This window comes from Sphaerimonospora thailandensis (assembly GCF_016863115.1).
Classification (GTDB): domain Bacteria; phylum Actinomycetota; class Actinomycetes; order Streptosporangiales; family Streptosporangiaceae; genus Sphaerimonospora; species Sphaerimonospora cavernae.
Genome location: NZ_BOOG01000026.1, coordinates 48,083 through 70,397 on the forward strand (window position 1 = coordinate 48,083; position 22,315 = coordinate 70,397).

A 22,315-nucleotide genomic window follows, 5' to 3' on the forward strand; every position below is an offset into this window, starting at 1 on the left:
GAGTCGAGGACCCCGACCACGGCGTCGTACGGCGGAGCCCGCGCTTGTCCGGCACACCTCGTGCCGAACCCGGTCCTCACCCGGGGCACCCCGCCGCGGACGCGAGGGTTGCCGGCCAGCGAGCCGGGGCTTGGCGCTGGCACTCATGACCTGATCCGCACTATAACCCACCGGCCCACACCGCCACCCAAGCCCCCCACCTCCCACCCTCCACCCCTCCAAAAAGACCACCGTGATCTTGCACTTGGGGGAGGCGTCGACACGTTGAATGGTCCAGGGATAGGAGATGCCCGGTTGGATGCGTATGGTGTGCATTGTGAAGTTTGATCCCTGGAATCCCGAGTTCATCGCTCACCCGTACGACGCCTATCGTCACCTGCGCGAGAACGACCCAGTCGGCTTCTTCGAGCCGACCGGACAGTGGCTGATCGCCCGCCACGCCGACGTGAACGCGCTGCTGCGCGACCGGCGACTGGGCCGGTCCTATCTCCACATGGCCACCCATGAGGAGTTCGGCAGGCAGCCCGAGCCGGAGTTCCAGGAGCCGTTCTGGCGGGTCGTCCGCGCCGGGATGCTGGATGTCGAGCCGCCGGTCCACACCCGGCTGCGCCGCCTGGTGTCCAAGGCCTTCACCCCCCGGATGGTCGAGTCGCTCCGCCCCCGCGTACGGAAGATCGCGACGGAGTTGACCGAGGGACTGGTCGAGCGAGGCGGCGGCGACCTGCTGGCCGAGGTGGCCGAACCGCTGCCGGTGACCGTGATCGCCGAGATGCTCGGTGTGCCGGAGGCCGACCGGCACCTGCTGCGGCCGTGGTCGGCGGACATCTGCGGGATGTACGAGCTCAACCCCTCGCTGGAGGCACAGCACACGGCGGTGCGGGCGGCCCAGGAGTTCGCCGAATACCTGCGCGACCTCGCCCGGATACGCCGGGACCGGCCGGGCGACGACATGATCTCCGCGCTGGCCCAGGTCGTGGACGACGGGGACCGGCTCACCGAGGACGAGCTGGTCGGCACCTGTGTACTGCTGCTCAACGCCGGGCACGAGGCGACGGTCAACGCGACCGGCAGCGGGTGGTGGGCGCTGTTCCGTAACCCCGGTGAGCTGGAGCGCCTGCGTGCCGACCCCGGTCTGATGCCGACCGCCGTCGAGGAGTTGCTGCGCTGGGACACCCCGGCGCAGATGTTCGAGCGATGGGTGCTGGAGGACATCGAGGTCGGCGGGGTGACGATCCCCCGCGGGGTCGAGGTGGCACTGCTGTTCGGCTCGGCCAACCGGGACCCGGAGGTCTTCGCCGACCCCGATCGCCTCGACATCGGCCGGGTCGACAATCCGCACATCTCGTTCGGAGCCGGCATCCACTTCTGTCTCGGCGCGCCGCTCGCGCGGATCGAGATGGCGGAGTCGTTCGGCGCCCTCCTGCGGCTGGCTCCCAGGCTGGCGCTCGCCGAGGAGCCCGCCTGGAAGCCCAGCTACGTCATCCGCGGTCTGGAGTCGCTCAAGGTCACCGTTTGAGCTGGCTCAGCCAGCCGAAGCCGCCGAGGCCCGTGGGGTCGATCAGCTCGGCCTCCTCGGCCGCCCGACCGAGCGCCCGCACGTAGCCGAGTGGATCGGCGGAGGCGAGCTCGATCGGCGGCCGGGCGCCGGCGACCCCGAGATCGCGCAGCGCGGCCCGCTGGGTGGTCAGCGTCGTGGCAGTGGCGCCGGCCCGCTCGCCCGCCGCCGCGCACGCGTCCAGCGCGACGTGCGCGGTGACGTCGCACGACCCGTCCGGTACGGCCGGCACCACCGAGCCGTCCCGGTAGGCCGTGAGGCTGCCGAGGAGCGGACGGGCGCCGGCATGGTGGGCGTAGTCGACGGCGACGGCCGTACCGCGCCCGAGCCGTACGATCACCGAGGCCCAGGCCTCGTCGCGTGGGCGGCCGATCTCCGCCCGCCGGCCGTCGACATCGTCCAGATCGTTCAGCGGCCACCAGCGGTCCAGCCAGGCGAGATCCTCGGGGGCCGGAGGCGGGCCGAGGCGTTCGGCGCCGGTCTCGGGATCGACCAGCACGAGGCGCGGGCCCGACGGGGTCTGCTCGACGATGTCCACCGGGACGTTGTCCAGCCACTCGTTGGCGACGACCAGCCCTTCGACGCGGTCGGGCACGGCGTCGGCCCAGGAGATCCGTGCGTCCAGGTCCGCGGGTCGCGAGGAGAGGTCGACGGCGGTGATCCGCAGCCGCTCGGCCAGACCCGGCGGCGCGGACGCCAGGACGCGGGCGGGCAACAGGCCGTCGCCGCTGCCGACGTCGACGAGATCGAGCACGTCGGGACGGCCGAGGTCCGCGTCGACCCGGTCGATCAGACGGAGCAGCGCCCCGGCGAAGGCCGCGGACACGTGCACGGACGTCCGGAAATGCCGACCGGGCCGTTCCCTCAGATAGAAGCCCTCGTCACCGTAGAGCGCGCGCCGCGTGGCCGCGCGCCAGGTCAACCACACGCGCCTCACGTTACCCAGCGCGCCGAAGATGACGAAAAGTAATCACCTTCGTACTCGTGGCTCAACATGCCGCAGGGGGAAGTGGGACAAAATCTGACCATAGGGCAGGGCCGGGCAGGCCCGCCCGGCGACGCTACCCTGAGCCGTGGGGAGGCCTCATGGACACTAGCGACCGCCCTGCGCGGCTTGCCGTGGGAGTGCTCGGCGCGGGACGGGTGGGTTCGGTGCTCGGCGCCGCGCTCCGGCTCGCCGGACACCGGGTGGTGGCCGCGAGCGGAGTTTCCGACATGTCCCGGCGGCAGGCGGCGGACCGGCTCGGCGTGGGATTGAGCAGGCCCGAGGAGGTGATCCGGCAGGCCGAGCTCGTACTGCTGACCGTGCCGGACGACGTGCTCCCCGAGCTGGTCGCCGGCCTCGCCGCCACCGGTGCGGACCTGCGCGGCAAGCTGCTCGTCCACGCCAGCGGCGCGTACGGCCTGGCCGTGCTGGACCCGGCGGCCGAGGTGGGCGCGGTGCCGCTGGCGCTGCATCCGGTGATGACGTTCACCGGCCGCGATGACGATCTCACCAAGCTCAACGGGTGTTCCTTCGGGGTGACCGCACCGCTGATGCTGCGTCCGGTGGCCGAGGCACTCGTGATCGAGATGGGCGGCGAGCCCGTCTGGATCGCGGAGCAGGATCGTGCCCTCTATCACGCCGCCCTGGCCGGCGCCGCGAACCACATGATCACGCTGATCGCGGAGTCGCAGGAACTGCTCTCGAAGATCGGCGTCGAGCATCCGGGGAGGATGCTCGGCCCGCTGCTCGGCGCCGCGCTGGACAACGTGCTGCGCCTGGGCATCGGCGGGCTGACCGGGCCGGTGGTGCGTGGTGACGCCGGCACGGTCCGCAAGCACGTCGACGCGCTCATCCTGGCCGCCCCCGAGGCCGCCGACGCCTATGTGGCCCTCGCTAGGCTCACCGCGGACCGGGCGCTGGCCGCCGGGCTGCTGAAGCCCGAGGCGGCCGAGCGCCTCCTGGACGCGCTGGGAGGAAACATATGGACCTGACCGTGGCGGGCGACCGGACGGAACTCGCCAAGGCGCTGGAGGCACTCGCCGGCGGCCACGGTGAGGGCCGGACCGAGGGCGCAAGCGGAGGCCGAACCGGAGGCCGCGGTGCGGGCAGGGTCGCCCTGGTCCCCACGATGGGGGCGCTGCACGAGGGCCATCGGTCGCTGATCCGGCTGGCGCACGAGCACGCCGATCACGTGGTGGTGAGCGTGTTCGTCAATCCCCTCCAGTTCGGCCCAGGTGAGGATTTTTCCCGATATCCCCGGACGTTCGAGGCGGACCTGGCGGCCTGCGCGGAGGAGAACGTCTCGGTGGTCTTCGCGCCGGCGGCCGACGACCTCTACCTTCCGGACCGCCAGGTCGGGGTGTCGTCCGGCCACATGGGCACGGTCGTCGAGGGCGCCTACCGGCCGGGCCACTTCGACGGCATGCTGACCGTCGTGCTCAAGTTGTTCAACCTGGTCAGGCCGGACGTGGCGGTCTTCGGGCAGAAGGACGCCCAGCAGTTCGCGCTCATCCGCCGCATGGTCGCCGACCTCGATGTGCCCGTCTCCGTCGTCGCCGGGCCGACCCTGCGCGAGCCCGACGGCCTCGCCCTGTCGAGCCGCAACCGCTATCTCTCCCCCGAGGACCGGACCACCGCCCTCGCCCTGTCGCGTGCGCTCCAGGAGGGCGCGCGGTACGGCACACCGAAGGAGATCCTCCGCGCGGCCCGTGCCGTACTGGATGGGGCGGCCCGGGCGCGGCCGCCCCTCGTGCTCGACTATCTGGTGCTGGCCGATCCCGCCACGTTCGCCGAGGTCGGCGATGACCATCGAGGCGAGGCCGTGCTCGCGGTGGCCGCCAGGGTCGGCGCCACCCGCCTGATCGACAACGTGGTCGTACGGCTCCCCGGCTGAGGGCACAGCTGATCGGGCACGGCTGATCGAAACAGGCAGGGCGGGGACGCATCACCACGACCGGGGCGTTATCGTCATAGTGACGAAAGGGGAACCCCCGCATGGTGGCGATTCCGAGGAAGCTCACTGCCCCCGCTCCCGGATGGAGCGTGTACGCCGACGCCGTGGTCGTCGGGTCAGGGATCGCGGGCCTCACCGTGGCCCTGCGCTACACCGAGCTGACCCCCGCGGGGCGAGTGCTCGTCGTCACCAAGGACGTGCTCTCCGCCGGGTCCACCCGCTGGGCCCAGGGCGGCATCGCCGCGGTCCTCGACCCCGAGGACACCCCCGATGAGCACCTGAACGACACGCTCGTCGCCGGCGTCGGGCTCTGCGACGAGGACGCCGTACGGATCCTCGTCACGGAGGGCCCCGACGCGCTCAAGCGGCTCATCGACCACGGTGCCAGGTTCGACCGGGGCGTCGACGGGCAGCTTCAGCTCACCCGCGAGGGTGGCCACCGGCGCAACCGCATCGTTCACGCGGGCGGCGACGCGACCGGAGCAGAGGTGCAGCGCGCGCTGGTCGAGGCCGTGCTCGCCGAGCCCAGGATCGAGGTGATCGAGCATGCGCTCGCACTCGACCTGCTGCTCGACGCAGCCGGCCAGGCGCGTGGGGTCACCCTCCACGTCATGGGTGAGGGCGCCAGGGACGGCGTGGGCGCGGTGCGCGCCGGGGCCGTGATCCTGGCCAGCGGCGGCATGGGCCAGATCTACGCCGCGACGACGAACCCGTCCGTCTCCACCGGCGACGGCGTCGCGCTCGCCCTCCGGGCCGGAGCGGTGGTGCGTGATCTGGAGTTCGTGCAGTTCCACCCGACCGTGCTGTGGCTCGGCGAGGGTTCGACGGGCCAGCAGCCCCTCGTCTCCGAGGCGGTCAGGGGCGAGGGCGCGGTGCTCGTCGACGCGTCCGGCGATCGGTTCATGCGCGGCGTCCACGAACTGGCCGATCTCGCACCACGTGACGTGGTGGCCAAGGCCATCACCAGGAAGATGCGCGAGACCGGCGCCGATCACGTCTACCTGGACGCCCGCCACTTCGGCGAGGACAAGTGGCGGGCCAGATTCCCCACGATCCTGGCGGTCTGCCGCGAGCACGGAATCGATCCGGTCACACAGCCGATCCCGGTAGCGCCCGCGGCCCACTACGCGAGCGGCGGCGTACGGACCGACCTGTCCGGCCGGACCAGCGTTCCCGGGCTGTACGCCTGCGGAGAGGTCGCCTGCACCGGCGTACACGGCGCGAACCGGCTCGCCTCCAACTCCCTGCTGGAGGGGCTCGTCTTCGCCGAGCGCATCGCCTGCGATCTGGCGGCACGTGATTCGGACGGCCGGGATTCGACCGAGCCGGGCGAGTCGACCGAGCCGGGCGAGTCGGCCGAGCATGATGACCGCCCCGACGGGCTGGTCGATCCGCGTACCCGTGCCAGGATCCAGAACCACATGAGCCGGGGGGCCGGCGTTTTGCGCAGTGCGGGCAGCCTCGCCGAGGTGGCCCGCGCACTCGGGGACGCCAGGTGGACGCCCGTCGCGGTCGAGCCGTGCACCGAGTCGTGGGAGGCGACCAATCTCCTGACGGTGGCGTCCGCCCTGGTGGCCGCCGCCGCTGGCCGTGAGGAGACCCGTGGCTCGCACTGGCGTGAGGATCACCCTGACCGTGACGACGACCGTTGGCGGGCGCACGTTGACATCGCCCTGGGAGCGAAAGGACTGACCATGCGGCACGCGCCCCACGCCGAGCAGCCGGAGCAGGCACAGGAACCGGAGCAGGCACAGGAACCGGAGCAAGCACAGGAACCGGAGCAGGCACTGCCACCGGAGCAGTCGGCACAGCTGGAGCGGGAGGACCCGCTCTGGGCCGAGCTCGCCGGGCTCGGCATCGACCCGGACGGGCTGTTCCGCCTCGTGCACACCGCGCTCGCCGAGGACCTCGCGGGCGGCCAGGACGTGACCTCGGCCGCCACCATCCCGGCCGGGCTGACGGCGGTGGCCGACGTGGTCGCGCGCAAGGAGGGTGTGGTGGCCGGCCTGCCGGTCGTCGAGGCCGTCTTCCGCTGTGCCGACTCAGGCTTCCACCGGGCCGACTCAGGCTTCCACCGGGCCGACTCAGGCTTCCGCCGGGCCGCCGAGCCGGTGACGGTCGAACGGCGCGCGGCCGACGGCGATCGGGTCGCTCCCGGCGACGTCCTCATGACGGTGCGCGGTCCGGTGGCCGACCTGCTCACGCTGGAGCGGACCGCGCTGAACTTCCTCACCCACCTGTCGGGGGTCGCCACCCTCACCCGGCGCTGGGTGGACGCGGTGGACGGCACCGGGGCCCGCATCCGTGACAGCCGCAAGACGCTGCCCGGGTTGCGCGCGTTGGAGAAGTACGCGGTGCGCCGCGGTGGCGGGGTCAACCATCGCATGGGCCTGCACGACGCCGCGCTGATCAAGGACAACCACGTCGTGGCCGCGGGCGGGGTCGCCGCCGCGTTCCGTGCCGTACGGCAGGCCTTCCCCGGCCTGCCGATCGAGGTGGAGGTCGACCGGATCGACCAGATCGAGCCCGTTCTGGCCGAGGGGGCGGACGAGATCCTGCTCGACAACTTCACCGTGGAGCAGCTCGCCGAGGCCGTACGCCTGGTGAACGGGCGGGCGCGGCTGGAGTCGAGCGGCGGGCTCACCCTGGACACGGCGCGGGCGGTGGCCGAGACCGGGGTCGACTACCTGGCGGTCGGTGCGCTGACCCATTCGGCACCGGCTCTCGATATCGGTCTGGATCTTCGTGGTGCATAATCGGGGAATGCTGCTCACCATCGACGTCAGCAACACCCATACGGTGCTTGGCCTGTTCGAGGGTGAAGAGGTGATCGAGCACTGGCGGATCGCGACCGATCCCCGCCGCACGGCGGACGAGATAGCGGTCGTGCTGCAGGGCCTGCTCGGGCAGTCGCCGATCCTGAAGGACGCCGACATCGGCGGCATCGCGATCTGCTCGACGGTCCCGTCGGTGCTGAACGAGATGCGAGAGATGTCCCGGCGCTACTTCGGGGATGTCACGACCGTGGTCGTCGAGCCGGGCGTCCGCACCGGCGTCCCGGTGCGGATGGACAACCCCAAGGAGGTCGGCAGCGACCGCATCGTCAACGCGCTCGCCGCCGCCACCCTGTACGGCGGGCCGTGCGTGATCGTGGACTTCGGCACGGCGACGTCGTTCGACGCGGTCTCGGGCCGGGGAGAGTACGTCGGCGCCGTCACGGCCCCCGGCCTGGAGATCTCGGTGGACGCGCTCGCCGAGGCCGGCGCGCAACTCCACAAGGTCGAGTTGATCCGCCCGAGGTCGGTCATCGCGAAGAACACGGTGGAGGCGGTGCAGTCCGGCATAATCTACGGCTTCGCCGGGCTGGTCGACGGCATCGTGGACCGGATGACGGCGGAGTTGGCCGCCGACCCCGACGACGTCACCGTGGTGGCCACCGGCACCGGTGCCCCGCTGGTCGTCGGGGAGGCCCGCACGATCGACGTGCACGAGCCGTGGCTCACGCTGATCGGACTCCGCCTGGTCTATGCCCGCAACACCTCCTGAGGTCCGGTGTTACGGAGAAGTGCGGAGTCCCACCCCGACACTTGACGACTCTGGTGGGAGATGTTTACCTTCCTTCGAGGATGGGTTCGGCCATTCGTCGCCGTGGGGAGGGACTGACGATGGGGTTTCCCGACGTCGTCTCCAGCTCGTCAGCGCTGGGTGACGATCTCGCCCGGGACCTTGACGGTGCCGATCTCACCGACGACGATCTGCTGCTTCTCGCCGAGCTCGCCAAGGGGGTCAGCGCTGACCGGGTGGGGCGCCGCCTCGACGTGAGCGGTCGGACCGTACGGCGGCGCCTGCGCGGCATCTGCGACAGGATCGGCGTGGAGACCGCGATCGAGGCGGTCGCGTGGGCGGCCCGCCGTCGGCTGATCTGATCGTCCGAAACACTCCCTAGTCGGCCGTCAGCGGCGTGCGTGCATCCCTTGAGGGAACAGGCGCGGCGCGCGCCGAGGGGCCGTCGTCCGTCACGGAGTCGTAGAGGGGCCGTGCCAGACCCGGCTTCGGTTCGTGACGCTCGAGCCAGTGCAGGGTCGACTCGGTGGCCCGCTCGATCAGGCCGGCCGTCTGGCGGAAATCTATCGGCAGCACCTCGACCGGGTACAGCGGCGGGAGCACGTGTATCGCCGTGCGGTCCTGGTTGCGTCTGATGGAGGCGCTGATCCGCAGCTCGCTGAGCAGATTGAAGCCATGCAGGGCCATGGCGATCACCGTGGACGGCGGCTCCGGCAGCGGGCAGGAGAAGCCGGCGGAGAGCACATAGACCTCGTCGGCCCCCGCGTTGACGGCCTGATCCAGGACCGTCCGGTCGGCCACGCCGCCGTCCATCAGCACCCGGTCGCCGATCCGCACGTTGGGATAGATCGCGGGCATGGCGGTGCTGGCCAGCAGCGCGGGCAGCGCCGGTCCGCGGGAGAGCAGGACGGCCTGACCGCTGAGGACGTCGGTGGTCAGCACCGACAGCGGGAGCCGGGCGTCCTCCAGGTTCTCGACCGGGAGGATGCGCTCCAGAAACCGGCGCAGCGAGTGGTTGTCGAACAGGTGGTTGCGGCCGCCGAGCAGTCCGCCGACGAACGTCAGCGGGTTGAAAGGGAAGGTGTAGTTCAGCGTGCCGAACGCCTGCAGCGCGCCCCGCAACGGGTGGAAGGGAAGGCTGTCCACCAGGGTGCGCAGCGCGTCCCGGCTGCTGAGCGGGTACACGTCATGGCCGCTGACCGAGAGCCACAGGCGCGCGAGATCCTCGACTCCCTCGGCATCGGGGCGTGCCGCGTAGTAGGCGCCGTTGAGCGCGCCCACCGAGGCGCCCACCACCATGTCGGCGCGCACTCCGCGAGCCGTCAGCGCGCGCAACATGCCCACCTGGGCCGCTCCCACGCTGCCGCCGCCCCACAGTACGAAGACCGTCGTCATCGTCGCTCCTCTCACGAGAGCGAAACGGCTGGGAATTCGGAGCGCGCGGAGCACACTCCGGTATTCATTGTCGGTTCCCGGCCGATGTCCCGGCGAATCGGGTCGCGATGGTCAGCCTGCCGGAGCCGCGTCGGAGCCGCCGGGGCCGCTCAGCCCGGGTCGGCCCGGGTCGGCCCGGGTCGGCCCGCGCGGTCGCTCAGTCCGCGATTCGTACGGCTCCGGCGAACGGCCGGCCGGTGATCTTCGCGACGCGTACGACATCACCGGTGCGCGGTGCGTGGACCATGTAGCCGCCGCCGATGTAGACGCCGACGTGATGGAGGTCGGAGTAGAAGAACACGAGGTCGCCCGGGCGCATGTCTTCGCGGTCGATGTGCGTGCCGGCGGTCCACTGGTCGCCGGTGTAGTGCGGGAGGCTGATCCCGACCCGCTGGTAGGCCGCCATGACGAGGCCTGAACAGTCGTACGACGTGGGCCCTTCCGCGCCCCAGACGTAGGGCCGCAGCTGCTGGGTCAGCGCCCAGCGGGCCGCCTCGGCCGCCTTGCCGTCGCCGACGATGGGGAACGAGATCCGGGTCGCCCGGCCGCCGATGCTCCCGGCGACCTGGCTGTAGAGGCTGCTCTCGGTCTTCTCGATCAAAGTCCTGATCTTGTCCTTGCGGGTTTCGAGGCTCTTCAGCAGCTTCTTCACCTCGGCCTGGCGGGCGGCGGCGCCGGCCTTGGCCCGTTCGGCGGCCTTCATCACGTTGGTGACCTCGGTGACCTCCTGGCCCTGCTGCATCTGCAGGGCGTAGGTGGTCGAGGCCTGGTCGAGGTAGGTCTCGGGGTCGGTCGAGCCGGCCATGGGGAGCAGTGAGCCGATGCCGCCGTTCATATAGGAGTTCTGCGCGAGCGCGCTCGCCTTCTGGCGGCGGACGGCCAGTTCGGACTCGCTCTTGGCGAGGTTCTTCTGGGCGATGGCGGCGGAGCGCTGGGCGGCCTTGAGCCGGACACGCTCACCGTTGTACTCCTCGGTGAGGCTCTCGATCTCCTCGTAGAGGCGCTCCACCTCGGCCGCGAGCTTCTTGAGGCTCGGCTTCGGCTCGGCCGTGGCGGCCCCCACGGGGGCGCCGAAGGCGATCATGGTCAGCGCGACCGTCACGAGGGCCAACCGGCGAATGTTCCCGGGTCCGGCCTTTCTGGCGCGGGCGTGCCTGCCTGCGGGCCGTCCTCCACGCATGCGGTTCCAAGCTCCTCTCCTCGATGGTGCCGCGTGAGGACCGCTCCCTGTGGCCGCCGTTGGCCGGGCGTGTCCGTACGGCACTGCTTGACGCCTACCGGGTTAGCTGACGGGTTCGGGCCGGAGTAGCCCTACCTTTCGGATTCACCCCGTTATCGAGCAGCAGTCGGCGCCGAGCCGGACCGCTTGCCGATTCGTACAGTTGGGTCCCCGGCTCCCCTCCACACCAGGTGCGTTGAAGATTCGGCATCGTCGCTGGACGATAGTGCACCCTGAGGTTCCCGCTCAACCAGAACTCTCGATCTCGTCTAGATTTCACAACTGAACGATCACGGTCATGTCACGGTCTCGGATGGCACGCATCCCCATCAACCTGCCTTTACTCGCTCAGTAGGATCACTCTTCGAGGCCAAGGCGGCCGCCGAAGTCGGGAAAATCCGGATAAGACGGCAAGAAACTGAGCGTCTACGCTCCGTACTTCCGCCGCGACTTTCTGTCGCACGGGTCCACGCTCTCGGTGTCATGGCAGGACACGTAATCCGGGTGTCGCGGGCGCGACTACGCTGACGGCTCATGGAGCAGGTCGCCGAGGAGACGTCAGCCGAGTCCGGACCACCAGCCCTAGCCGTACGCCGCGCCAGGACACTTGATGTGCGCGTGATCCGTCGCCTCGTCGACGCGTACTCCGGAGCGGGGCCGCGCCTGCTGGAGAAGAGCACGGTCACGCTCTTTGAGGACATCCAGGAGTTCTGGGTTGCGGAGAGCGGCGGACGCGTCATCGGCTGTGGCGCCCTGCACGTGCTCTGGGAGGATCTGGCCGAGATCCGCACCCTCGCCGTCGACCCCGAGACGCGGGGCCGGGGCGTCGGTCACCGGATCGTCGCGGCGCTCATCAAGACCGCGCGTGAGCTGGGAGTCCGCCGGGTCTTCTGCCTAACGTTCGAGGTGGAGTTCTTCGGCCGGCACGGGTTCGTGCCGATCCAGGGCACGCCGGTGTCGCCCGAGGTCTACGCCGAGCTGCTCGCCTCGTACGACGAGGGCGTCGCGGAGTTCCTGGATCTGGAGCATGTCAAGCCCAACACCCTCGGTAACACCCGCATGCTGTTGCACCTCCACCCTGGGTAATCTTAAGGTGGTTGACGGTAAAGCAAACTCAGGGTAAAGGTGACTGTTGTTACGCCGGTCGCTACTTTGGGCGATATCAGCATGGAGCCTGAGACGCGGGCGCATGCGTATCTGAAACGAGGTGACACGGTGAGCACAGGACAGCCACCGTATCCGCAGGGCGGTTCGGATGGTACGCCAGCGCCTTCCGGCCGCGGTGCCGACGCGGACAGGCGTGCGCAGGAATTCGACCCCGAGGCCACGGTCGTCAACTATCTGAACCCGGATCAGCAGGCGGGTTCGCAGCAGGCCCAGGGACACGAGCAGCCGTACGGCCAGCAGGGCTATGGCCAGCAGGGCTATGGCCAACAGGGCTACGGTCAGCAGGCCTACGGGCAGCAGACCGGGCCCCAACAGCACGGTCAGCAGGCCTACGGTCAGCAGCCGTACGGCCAGCAGAGCTATGGCCAACAGCAATATGGTCAGCAGGCCTCCGGCTACGGCCAGCAGCCCGGCTATGGCCAGCAGCCCGGATACGACCAGCAGGCCTCCGGCTACGGGCAGTCTCAGCCCGGGCAGCAGCCGTACGGCCAGCAGGGCCATGGCCAACAGCAATACGGTCAGCAGCAATACGGTCAGCAGGCCCCTGACTATGGCCAACAGCCCGGATACGGCCAACAGCAGTACGGCCAGCAGGCCCCTGGCTATGGTCAAGGCCAGCAGCCGGGGTACGGGCAGTCGCAGTACGGCGACCAGCAGTACGGTCAGCAGCAGGGATATGGCCAGCAGCAGTACGGCCAGCCCGGATACGGCCAGCAACCGGCCTACGGCCAGCCGTACGGCGCCGCGATCCCGCCCGGTGCCCCGGCTCCGCTCGCGGAGTGGTGGCAGCGCCTGGTGGCGAGGCTCATCGACGGCGTCATCGTCGGCATCCCGTTCTGGATCATCTCGGCCGTCATCACGGCGATCGTGGTCACCCAGGGCAGCTACAACCTCCGTACCGGCGTGCTCGTCGAGCCGAGCGGTTACTTCCTCGCCGCGGTGCTCATCGGGATCGTCAGCGGCGTGGTGATGCTCGTGTACGAGTTCCTGATGTTGAAGATGCGGGGGCAGACGATCGGAAAGATCGCCATGGGCATCAAGGTGGTCCCGGTCGGCGGCACTCTCGACGCCGCCGGTCTGTCGCAGGATGTCGCGGTCAAGCGTGCCGGCGTGCTGTTCGGACCGCAGTTGCTGCGTTGGATTCCCATTGTCGAGTATCTGCTCGGCATCTTCGCCCTCCTGAACGTGCTCTGGCTGCTCTGGGACAGGCCTCTGCAGCAGGCTCTGCACGACAAGGCGGCGGGCACCGTGGTGGTCAAGGTCAAGTAGTGCCATAAAACGGGGTCGATGGAGCGAACCATCGGCCCCGTTTTTCGTACCTTCGTCACAGGAAGCGGCCCAGGCGCCTGCATCGCGGAAATCCCGTAACAGGAGGGTCTAAACCATGGGATGCTTGGCCGACGCATGTAGGCCGCTTGCACCGGAGTGGATCCTGAGAGGCACGGCAAGGTCCGTCTGCTCCGCTGGGGCCTCGAATCCATGGCGCCGAAACCACGGCGCCGAAACCATGACCCCGAATCCATACGGTCATCCGGGCCGGCCTCACCGCCGGTTGCCCTACGCGGTCGGTCGCCGAATGGCGACCCGTTTGGACCGCTCGAATCATCGGTGCCCACGCCTTCTGCCGCGTCGGCGTGATTTTCGGGACAGTCACAAACCGATCTTCGGTGACCGCCTGTCGATCTGCTGGAAGAAGCCTGAAGACCCGCTTGGACGGCCGGGTTTCCATTCCTTGCGATCTTGAAAAAGTCGTCGGCGTCCTGCCCGCCCGCGCGCCTCCGTTTCCGCGATCTTGCGGAAACCGGTATTCAAGGCTGTTGGGCGTGGCCAAGGTCCCCGACGGTCTCCCATCACAAGATCGCGTAAATCGAAGTCACAGGTGAACTGGGTCACAGGAGAGTTTGTGCGAGATCGGCAAAGCGGGTGGCGCGGGTCATCGGCCGATGTTCACGAGCTTTTGCGAGACCACCGGGTGATTTGTCGTTCCGCTGCATCCCCTGCCTCTGGCTGACGGTCGGTGTGCGCAACTCCCCCTTTACCGGTCGGCCGTCGTCGCACAGTGGCCGATCGGGGGCTGACCAGCGCCTTCATGGGGTGGGATTGCGAAGAAGGCATTGTGCGGGCACCACATGACGGCGGGCCGGTCCGATGCCGACGGCCCGCCCGACACTGGACGAACCCTGGGCGACGGCTGGATGAACGCTGTGCGGATGTTGTGCGGATGTGCTGGATGCCAGGTTGACGGCCTGTCGATGCCGACTCGCTCCCTGCCCGCCGGGCCCGGAACCTGCCCGAAACTACGGACGTCAACTGGGGCCTGACTTCGGCGGTTCCGCCCACTGGACATTCTGGGTACGATTTCGAGTGCATCCGGTAAGACGGCTGGAGAGACGGAGATTACCTTCGGCATCACGGGTAGGCTGGATGGGCGTACGTGGTCTCCGGCGGCGCCGGGAGTGTTTGACGAATGCCGTCCGGTGTGAGCGAGGATCCGATGGATCGCCGCGAGGTGGAGGAGGAGCCTGCGGCGAGTGACATCCGGGGCCCCGCGCACGGGACATGATTTGCTGAACACGCCCTGAGATCGCTCTCCGCGACCACCCCAGAAGGCGCCGGGGGACCCGGACCCGTCCCCCGAATTCCAGACGGGTGCCGTAAGACACCCCGGCACGAGTGAGGCAGAATGACAGAGGTATTGTCCGCCTTGATACCTTCCGCGGTCGTCGCCGGAGCCGTCGTGTACGGCATCGTAAAGTTGGTGCGTTCCGACGCGGCGGGGCTGCGGGCGGCACGAGAGCCCCCTGAGAACCCACCGGACACAGAAGTTGCCGAGAATCCGCATAGGTGAATTGTCAAACGGGGAATCCGGGTATATGTTTGGCTGACGAAACAAACTATGCTCTGCGAAAGGATTGCCGGATGGCCAAGCATACGCAGGTGATTCTCATCGACGATCTCGATGGTGGCGAGGCCAATGAGACGGTCACCTTCGCGCTTGACGGCACGTCATATGAGATTGACCTGAGCGACGGCAACGCCAAGCGGCTGCGTGACGCGCTGTCGCCATTCGTCGGCGGCGCCCGACGTGCGGAGGTCGCTCAGCCGCGCGGTCGCCGTCGTGGCGGCGCCGGCCAGCGGGCGATGTCCCGTGAGAAGAGCGCCGAGATCCGTGCCTGGGCCAAGTCACATGGTCACCCCGTAAGTGAGCGTGGCCGCATCGCGCAGTCGATCGTCGACGCGTACGACGCGGCGCACTAACTACGCCCTTGATCGTGCGGTTATGTCGGTCGTCGGATGTTCTGACGACCGGGATAACCGCACGATTCTGCATGTGGAGAGATCGTGTCTCTCCCCCTAAAACCTCGTTCGCTTGCGGCGTATCGGGAACATGTCACGCCCGGCAGGGGGTTGGATAGAGCGTGAACGCCCTGCTCTCGGGGAACCCTTCAACCAGAGGAGCGGTCGCTGGGTCGGGGCTACCATGCGGAACGACGGGCCGGACCTCCCGCGCTCGCCTGACCGCTCTGTGAGGAGCGACGAGATGTTCGAAAGGTTCACCGACCGTGCGCGGCGGGTTGTCGTCCTGGCTCAAGAAGAAGCCCGGATGCTCAATCACAACTACATCGGTACTGAGCACATTCTTCTGGGCTTGATCCATGAGGGTGAGGGCGTTGCCGCCAAGGCTCTGGAGAGCCTGGGCATCAGTCTTGAGGGTGTGCGCCAGCAGGTCGAGGAGATCATCGGCCAGGGCCAGTCGGCGCCGTCGGGGCACATTCCCTTCACCCCGCGTGCCAAGAAGGTCCTTGAGCTGTCGCTCCGCGAGGCCTTGCAGCTCGGTCACAACTACATCGGCACGGAGCACATCCTGCTCGGTTTGATCCGTGAGGGTGAGGGCGTCGCCGCCCAGGTGCTGGTGAAGCTTGGGGCCGACCTCAACCGGGTGCGGCAGCAGGTCATTCAGCTGCTGCACGGTTACCAGGGCAAGGAGCCGGCGGCGGCCGGGGGGCCGCAGGAGTCCGCTCCCTCGACATCTCTTGTGCTGGACCAGTTCGGCCGCAACCTGACTCAGGCCGCGCGCGAGGGCAAGCTCGACCCGGTGATCGGCCGGGAGAAGGAGATCGAGCGGGTCATGCAGGTCCTCTCCCGGAGGACCAAGAACAACCCGGTGCTCGTGGGCGAGCCCGGGGTCGGCAAGACCGCCGTCGTCGAGGGCCTGTCCCAGAAGATCGTCAAGGGTGAGGTGCCCGAGACGCTGAAGGACAAGCAGCTCTACACCCTCGACCTGGGCGCGCTGGTCGCCGGTTCCCGCTATCGCGGTGACTTCGAAGAGCGCCTGAAGAAGGTGCTGAAGGAGATCCGCACCCGCGGCGACATCATCCTGTTCATCGACGAGCTGCACACGCTGGTGGGCGCGGGCGCCGCCGAGGGCGCGATCGACGCGGCCAGCATCCTCAAGCCCATGCTGGCCCGCGGTGAGCTGCAGACCATCGGTGCGACGACGCTGGACGAGTACCGCAAGCACCTGGAGAAGGACGCCGCACTGGAGCGGCGCTTCCAGCCGATCCAGGTGGCCGAGCCCAGCCTCAGCCACACGATCGAGATTCTCAAGGGGCTGCGGGACCGTTACGAGGCACACCACAGGGTGTCCATCACGGACGGCGCGCTGGTCGCCGCGGCGCAGCTCGCCGACCGGTACATCAGCGACCGGTTCCTGCCGGACAAGGCGATCGACCTCATCGACGAGGCCGGCTCCCGCATGCGGATCCGCCGCATGACCGCGCCGCCGGACCTGCGCGAGTACGACGAGAAGATCGCCAACGTGCGACGTGAGAAGGAGTCCGCGATCGACGCGCAGGACTTCGAGAAGGCCGCCGCGCTGCGCGACCAGGAAAAGCAGCTCCAGCTCAAGCGGGAACGCCGCGAGAAGGAGTGGAAGGCCGGCGACATGGACGTCGTCGCCGAGGTGACCGAGGAGCTGATCGCCGAGGTGCTGGCGACGGCCACCGGCATCCCGGTCTTCAAGCTGACCGAGGAGGAGTCGCAGCGGCTGCTCCGCATGGAGGACGAGCTCCACAAGCGGATCATCGGCCAGGACGACGCCATCAAGGGGCTGTCCCGGTCCATTCGCCGGACCAGGGCCGGACTGAAGGACCCGCGCCGTCCCGGTGGCTCGTTCATCTTCGCCGGCCCGTCCGGTGTCGGTAAGACCGAGCTGTCCAAGGCGCTCGCCGAGTTCCTGTTCGGGGACGAGGGCGCGCTGATCATGCTGGACATGTCCGAGTTCATGGAGAAGCACACCGTTTCGCGGCTGTTCGGCTCCCCGCCCGGCTACGTCGGGTATGAGGAGGGCGGCCAGCTGACCGAGAAGGTGCGGCGCAAGCCGTTCTCCGTGGTCCTGTTCGACGAGATCGAGAAGGCCCACCCGGACATCTTCAACTCGCTGCTGCAGATCCTGGAGGACGGTCGCCTGACCGACGCCCAGGGCCGGGTGGTGGACTTCAAGAACACCGTCATCATCATGACGACCAACCTCGGCACCCGGGACATCTCCAAGGGCATCGGGGTGGGCTTCGCGAAGGCCAACGACACCGAGTCGAACTACGACCGGATGAAGGCGAAGGTTCAGGAGGAGCTCAAGCAGCACTTCCGGCCGGAGTTCCTCAACCGTGTCGATGACATCGTGGTCTTCCACCAGCTCACGCCGAAGGAGATCATCCAGATCGTGGACCTGATGCTCGCCCAGGTGGACGAGCGGCTCAGGGACCGCGACATGGGTCTGTCGCTCACCCAGCCCGCCAAGCAGCTGCTGGCCGACCGCGGGTACGACCCGGTCATGGGTGCCCGTCCGCTGCGCCGGACCATCCAGCGTGAGCTGGAGGACATCCTGTCCGAGAAGATCCTGTACGGCGAGCTGCGTCCTGGCCAGGTCGTCAAGGTCGACATCGAGGGCGAAGGCGACAACGCCAAGTTCACCTTCGTCGGCGAGGCGAAGGCCCCGCAGGTGCCGGACTCCGCCGCCTCCATCGCGGAGCCGATCCAGCAGTGATCCGACCCTGATCGGGTCCTGATCGGGTCCCGAGCCGGCACTGAGCCGGCACTGAGTCGGCAGCGGCCGAAGACATCGAGGGGCGCCCCCCGCATACCGGGGGGCGCCCCTCTGTTCGTTCCGGCCCCATCGCATCGCGGGGTTCCGGTTTCGCGCCACTGGATGTAGTACTACACTCTGTAGAGAATCGCGGAGACGTAGTCGGAATGCCGGAACGCTGCCCGTCAGGACCAGGGAGGGGTCGTCGGATCGTTCCTGTGTCATCCCGGCGGTGTAGTGACGAATCCACTCAGCGGCGGACGCGATACCCGAGCAAGCGGGGGAGGCTCGACCGGAGCCGGGCCAGGTCCCGGCGGCAGGAGGATCAACCCGGCATCACGCTGCGAACAGCGAGTGCGTGAGCCGGCGAACAAAGCGCACAACGCCTGGGAGGTACCTTATGCGCCTGTTGCATGAGGACGGGACGCTCGTTCACCTGGCCTACAACACGGGGGTGCACCCGGCGGAGGACCTGGAGAACCTGATCGCCCACCTGACCCGCTACGCGGTGCCGGTGCGCCGGAAGCTGGGTGTCGACCGGCTCGGCATCGGCCTGTGGCTGGCGCCGCCCGTCGCCGACCATCTCATCGCCGACCGCATAGAGCTCGTACGGCTGCGCCGGTCTCTCGAGGAGCGAGGTCTGGAGGTGGTCAGCCTCAACGGCACCGGCGGCCGAAACCAGGAGGTGCCGGGTCCGGACTGGGCCAAGCCCGAGCGCTACCGCTACACGATGGCGCTGGCGAAGATCCTCGCGTTCCTGCTGCCCGATGACGTCCGCTTCGGCAGCATCTCGACGATTCCGATCGGCTGGCGTCGGGACTGGCCCGTCGATCTTCACGACATAGCTTCACGGCGCCTGGAGCGGCTGTCGCGTGAACTGCGCGGGCTCTACAGCGTGACCGGCAAGACCATCCGGGTCGGGTTCGAGCCGTGGCCGGGCTGTGTGCTGGAGACGACGGAGCAGGCGCTGGAGCGGGTATGCGACATCGACTCCGAGCATCTCGGGGTGTGCCTGGACGCCTGCCACCTGTCCGGTGGCGCGGAGGAGCGGGGCGCCGCGCTCCGGGGCCTGGCTCAGGCGGGTGCTCCCGTTGTGAAGCTGGGTCACGTGCATGATCACGGACAGGAGATCCCCAGCACGCAGCCGGTGCTCCAGGACACTCTCAACGCGATCCTGTCCGGCGCGGTGAACGGCACCGCGCACGTCGAGGTGGAGGCGCATCACGGTACGGCGCCGAAGACGAAGGGCCCGGCCGCGCTGGTGGCCCGGCTCGCCGACGAGCTCGACTGGACCCGCAACCACCTCACCGCACTCGGCCTCAAGCTTGCCGCCTGATCCGGCACTTCGCAGTCATCCGGATCAGGCGGCGGACCCACACGCCGGGCTCCTGCGTCGGGCCCGGCCGATTGGCTCTGCCAGTCAGGCGGGGAGCCGGTAGGTGCCGTCGGGAAGCACCTCGGCCAGGCCGTCGTCCAGCAGGCCGTCCAGCGCCCGCTCACGCTGGACGTGGTCGGCCCAGACCACGTCCAGCGCTTTTTTGGGCACGGGTCCGGGTGCGTCCCTCAGGACGGCCAGCAGGCGTCCCCGGCACTGTCGGTCGGTCCCCGCGTAGGTCTGGCCGCGCCGTACCGGGCCGGCGGGCCGTCCGGCCGACCGCCACGCGCACTGTGACACGACGGGGCAGCGCTCGCACCTCGGAGCGCGGGCCGTGCAGACGAGGGCGCCCAGCTCCATGATCGAGACTGCCCACCGTGGCGCGCCGACCGGCGGGATCAGGGACTCCGCGAGTCGGCGTTCGGCGGCCGTCGTCGTCTTGGGCGGGTGCTCCTCGCCCCGTACGGCCCGGGCCAGCACGCGGCGGACGTTGGTGTCCAGGACGGCGTGGCTGCCGCCGTAGGCGAAACTCGCCACCGCGGCCGCCGTATAGTCTCCGATCCCCGGCAGCGCGCGAAGGTCGTCGTACGTCGCCGGCACCCGCCCGCCGTGCTCTGCCGTGATGGCCCTGGCGCACGCGTGCAGGTTCAGCGCCCGCCGCGGGTAGCCGAGGCGTCCCCAGTGGCGTACGGCTTCGCCCGGGGACGCTTCGGCGAGCGCCTCCGGGGCCGGCCAGCGCGCCATCCAGTCCGTCCAGATGGGCAGCACTCGCGACACCGGCGTCTGCTGCAGCATGATCTCGCTGACCAGAATGCCCCAGGGGGTCGCGTCGGGACGCCGCCACGGCAGGTCCCGGTTGTGCTCGGCGTACCACTGGAGGATCGGTTCACGAAGCGAGACGGCCACGATCCGACCCTATCCACCAAACTTTCACCATCGGACCTTCCGGTCGCGGCGAGCCGGTCCCCTCGGGAGGATAGGGCTCACCATACTGTGCGTATGGATCCGGACACGTTCCGTGGTGATATCGGTGTCGAGGGGGCGGACGTCTACTGGCGCCGGAGGGTGTCGGTGCTCACGGGCATGCTCGTCGTCGTGGCGGTGGTGGCATGGGCCTGCACGAGCGCCTCCGGCAAGCCGGGCGACAAGGCGGGTGGCGTAAGAGCCACGCCGGGAGCCTCCGACCCCATGGTCGTCTCACTGCCTTCCGGCCTCGCATCGGGGAGTTCCTCGCCGAGCGCCGCCCCGCCCACCCCGCAGGGTGGCCCGTCTCCGTCCGCATCGCCGTCCCCGTCGGCCCCGTCGGCCAAGTCGGCCAAGCCGGCCAAGCCGGCCAGGCCACGGCGGCCCGGCGATCCCTGCGACCCCAAGGACCTGGTGATCGCCCTGCGTGCCGGTCAGGAGGTGTACGCCGGAGACGCGCCGCCCACCTTCCTTCTGACCTTGGTGAGCACCGGTCATGTCGAGTGCACGGTCGATGTGGGGCCGCGGACGCTGGAGATGCGCGTGACGTCGGGTGGGCAGCGGATCTGGTCGACCGCCGACTGCGTGGCGGGCAAGGGCGTCGACCGGCAGACGCTGGAACGCGGCATCCCCTACGTCCGCACGATCACCTGGGACCGCCACCGCTCGGGGACCGTCTGCTCTGGCAAGCGCCCAGTCGCCGAGCCAGGTACGTACGTCGCGAGCGCGCACGCCGGCCAACTCAAGAGCCCGAAGGCCGTCTTCCACCTGCGCTGAAGACTCACGCGATCTGTCCGCAGGACCTGAAGGACGGGGCACTAACGGGGCACTAGCTAGAGGTAGCGATCGAGGATGGATGACTCGGCGAGGCGGGACAGCCCCTCTCGGACGCTGCGCGCCCGGGCCTCGCCGACGCCCCCTACGGCCTGCAGGTCGTCGGTGCTGGCGGCGAGGAGCTTCTGCAGCCCACCGAAGTGGTCGACGAGCCGATCGACGATCGCGCGGGGGAGCCGTGGCACCTTGGTGAGCAGCCGGAAACCCCGCGGGCTCACCGGCGTGTCCAGCGTGCCCGCTCCCGAGTGTCCGAGCACATGGGCGACCTTCACCAGATCGAGCAGGTCGCCCGAGGACAGTTCGTCCAACTCGTGCATCGCGTCGATGAAACGCCGGGGATGTCGGGCGGAGGGGTCCCGCGTGGCGTGCGAAGCCGCCGAACTCGCTGAGTTCGGCGAGTCCGCTGAGACAGGTGGGCCTAAGGGCGGGCCAGGGAGATAGTCGCGGACCATCTGCTCGCGGTCGATGTCCACTCCGGCGACGAGTTCCTCGAGTTGGAGTGACAGCAGGCGGCCGTCGGTGCCGAGTTCGACGACGTACTCTTCGATCTCCCCGGCGATCCGGCGGACCATCTCCAGCCGCTGGATCACCACGGCCACGTCCCGGACCGTGACGAGGTCCTCTATCTCCAGAGCCGACAGCGTGCCCGACACCTCGTCGAGTCGCTTCTTGTAGCGCTCCAAGGTGGCCAGGGCCTGGTTGGCCTTCGAGAGGATCGCCGCCGACTCCTCCAGCACGTATCGGGTTCCGTCCAGGTAGAGCGCGATGATCCGCATCGACTTGCTGATGGCGATGACGGGCAGCGAGGTCTGCTTGGCCACCCGCTGGGCGGTGCGGTGCCGCGTGCCGGACTCCTCCGTGAGAATGGTCGGATCCGGCACGAGATGCACGGCGGCCCGGACGATCCGCGAGCCGGCGTTGTCGAGCACGATCGCGCCGTCCATTTTGGCCAGTTCCCGTAGCCGGGTGGCCGAGAACTCGACATCGAGCGTGAAACCGCCGGTGCAGATCTGCTCAACCACGCGGTCGTGCCCCAGGACGATCAGACCGCCGGTGTGGCCGCGCAGGACGCGCTCCAGCCCGTCGCGCAGGGCCGTGCCCGGCGCGACCGCGGCCAGCACGGTCCGCCTGCGGTCGTCCGATCCCTTGTCTGTGTCCAGCACCCTCTCCCCTGCGATCG

Annotated in this window: 17 protein-coding genes and 2 riboswitches; of the genes, 12 read left to right on the plus strand and 5 right to left on the minus strand. The window is 69.1% G+C overall.

The features are described 5' to 3' along the window. Positions 1-35: 35 nt before the first annotated feature. Positions 36-151: riboswitch (SAM riboswitch) on the minus strand. 165 nt (positions 152-316) lie between these two features. Continuing rightward, on the plus strand, positions 317-1,516 hold the full coding sequence (locus tag Mth01_RS15470; RefSeq protein WP_204016550.1) for a cytochrome P450: 1,200 nt from the start codon (positions 317-319) through the stop codon (positions 1,514-1,516). Here the strand turns inward: Mth01_RS15470 and Mth01_RS15475 are convergent. After that, on the minus strand, positions 1,506-2,483 hold the full coding sequence (locus tag Mth01_RS15475; RefSeq protein WP_204016551.1) for an SAM-dependent methyltransferase: 978 nt from the start codon (positions 2,481-2,483) through the stop codon (positions 1,506-1,508). The two genes, Mth01_RS15470 and Mth01_RS15475, sit on opposite strands and share 11 nt — an antisense overlap. 158 nt (positions 2,484-2,641) lie before the next feature. On the opposite strand from Mth01_RS15475, the gene Mth01_RS15480 reads away from it, so the two are divergent. The 5 genes from Mth01_RS15480 to Mth01_RS15500 all read left to right on the plus strand — a co-directional run bounded on the left by Mth01_RS15480 (position 2,642) and on the right by Mth01_RS15500 (position 8,420). Beyond that, positions 2,642-3,532 (plus strand): Rossmann-like and DUF2520 domain-containing protein, encoded by an 891-nt coding sequence (locus Mth01_RS15480; protein ID WP_204016552.1) that lies wholly within the window; start codon positions 2,642-2,644, stop codon positions 3,530-3,532. Next, positions 3,523-4,434: a pantoate--beta-alanine ligase gene (panC, locus tag Mth01_RS15485; protein WP_204016553.1), complete on the plus strand. Its 912-nt coding sequence runs from the start codon at positions 3,523-3,525 to the stop codon at positions 4,432-4,434. Before Mth01_RS15480 ends, panC begins: the two co-directional genes overlap by 10 nt. Positions 4,435-4,535: 101 nt before the next feature. Beyond that, positions 4,536-7,250, plus strand: a complete 2,715-nt coding sequence (locus tag Mth01_RS15490) for an L-aspartate oxidase (RefSeq protein ID WP_204016554.1) — start codon at positions 4,536-4,538, stop codon at positions 7,248-7,250. Between the two features lie 7 nt (positions 7,251-7,257). Next, entirely contained in the window at positions 7,258-8,040 is a 783-nt protein-coding gene (locus Mth01_RS15495; RefSeq protein ID WP_204016555.1) for a type III pantothenate kinase, read from the plus strand. 119 nt (positions 8,041-8,159) lie between these two features. After that, positions 8,160-8,420, plus strand: coding sequence for a helix-turn-helix domain-containing protein (locus Mth01_RS15500; RefSeq protein WP_239089692.1), 261 nt, complete (start codon positions 8,160-8,162; stop codon positions 8,418-8,420). 16 nt (positions 8,421-8,436) lie between these two features. Here the strand turns inward: Mth01_RS15500 and Mth01_RS15505 are convergent, their stop codons facing one another. After that, positions 8,437-9,453, minus strand: coding sequence for a patatin-like phospholipase family protein (locus Mth01_RS15505; RefSeq protein WP_204016556.1), 1,017 nt, complete (start codon positions 9,451-9,453; stop codon positions 8,437-8,439). Between the two features lie 196 nt (positions 9,454-9,649). Beyond that, on the minus strand, positions 9,650-10,594 hold the full coding sequence (locus Mth01_RS15510; protein ID WP_275408955.1) for a C40 family peptidase: 945 nt from the start codon (positions 10,592-10,594) through the stop codon (positions 9,650-9,652). 154 nt (positions 10,595-10,748) lie between these two features. Then, a riboswitch (cyclic di-AMP (ydaO/yuaA leader) is annotated at positions 10,749-10,931 on the minus strand. Between the two features lie 314 nt (positions 10,932-11,245). Here Mth01_RS15510 and Mth01_RS15515 point away from each other — a divergent pair. The 5 genes from Mth01_RS15515 (at position 11,246) to Mth01_RS15535 (ending at position 19,299) form a co-directional block, all read left to right on the plus strand. Then, positions 11,246-11,797, plus strand: a complete 552-nt coding sequence (locus Mth01_RS15515; RefSeq protein WP_204016558.1) for an amino-acid N-acetyltransferase — start codon at positions 11,246-11,248, stop codon at positions 11,795-11,797. A 129-nt stretch (positions 11,798-11,926) separates the two neighbouring features. Next, positions 11,927-13,147 (plus strand): RDD family protein, encoded by a 1,221-nt coding sequence (locus tag Mth01_RS15520; RefSeq protein ID WP_204016559.1) that lies wholly within the window; start codon positions 11,927-11,929, stop codon positions 13,145-13,147. Between the two features lie 1,650 nt (positions 13,148-14,797). After that, the gene (locus Mth01_RS15525; RefSeq protein ID WP_204016560.1) at positions 14,798-15,136 is read left to right on the plus strand and encodes a histone-like nucleoid-structuring protein Lsr2; all 339 of its coding nucleotides are present in this window, start codon (positions 14,798-14,800) and stop codon (positions 15,134-15,136) included. Between the two features lie 283 nt (positions 15,137-15,419). Then, a complete protein-coding gene (locus tag Mth01_RS15530; protein ID WP_204016561.1) occupies positions 15,420-17,924 on the plus strand; it encodes an ATP-dependent Clp protease ATP-binding subunit in 2,505 nt (834 codons plus the stop codon). A 439-nt stretch (positions 17,925-18,363) separates the two neighbouring features. After that, a complete protein-coding gene (locus tag Mth01_RS15535) occupies positions 18,364-19,299 on the plus strand; it encodes a TIM barrel protein (RefSeq protein WP_204016562.1) in 936 nt (311 codons plus the stop codon). An 84-nt stretch (positions 19,300-19,383) separates the two neighbouring features. Here the strand turns inward: Mth01_RS15535 and Mth01_RS15540 are convergent, their stop codons facing one another. After that, a complete protein-coding gene (locus tag Mth01_RS15540) occupies positions 19,384-20,244 on the minus strand; it encodes an HhH-GPD family protein (protein WP_204016563.1) in 861 nt (286 codons plus the stop codon). Between the two features lie 93 nt (positions 20,245-20,337). On the opposite strand from Mth01_RS15540, the gene Mth01_RS15545 reads away from it, so the two are divergent. Further along, positions 20,338-21,078 carry a hypothetical protein gene (locus tag Mth01_RS15545; protein ID WP_204016564.1) on the plus strand — a complete coding sequence of 247 codons (741 nt, stop codon included), beginning with the start codon at positions 20,338-20,340 and terminating at the stop codon, positions 21,076-21,078. A 56-nt stretch (positions 21,079-21,134) separates the two neighbouring features. Here Mth01_RS15545 and disA read toward each other — a convergent pair whose 3' ends face one another. Next, positions 21,135-22,298: a DNA integrity scanning diadenylate cyclase DisA gene (disA, locus tag Mth01_RS15550; protein ID WP_239089694.1), complete on the minus strand. Its 1,164-nt coding sequence runs from the start codon at positions 22,296-22,298 to the stop codon at positions 21,135-21,137. Positions 22,299-22,315: the final 17 nt, after the last annotated feature.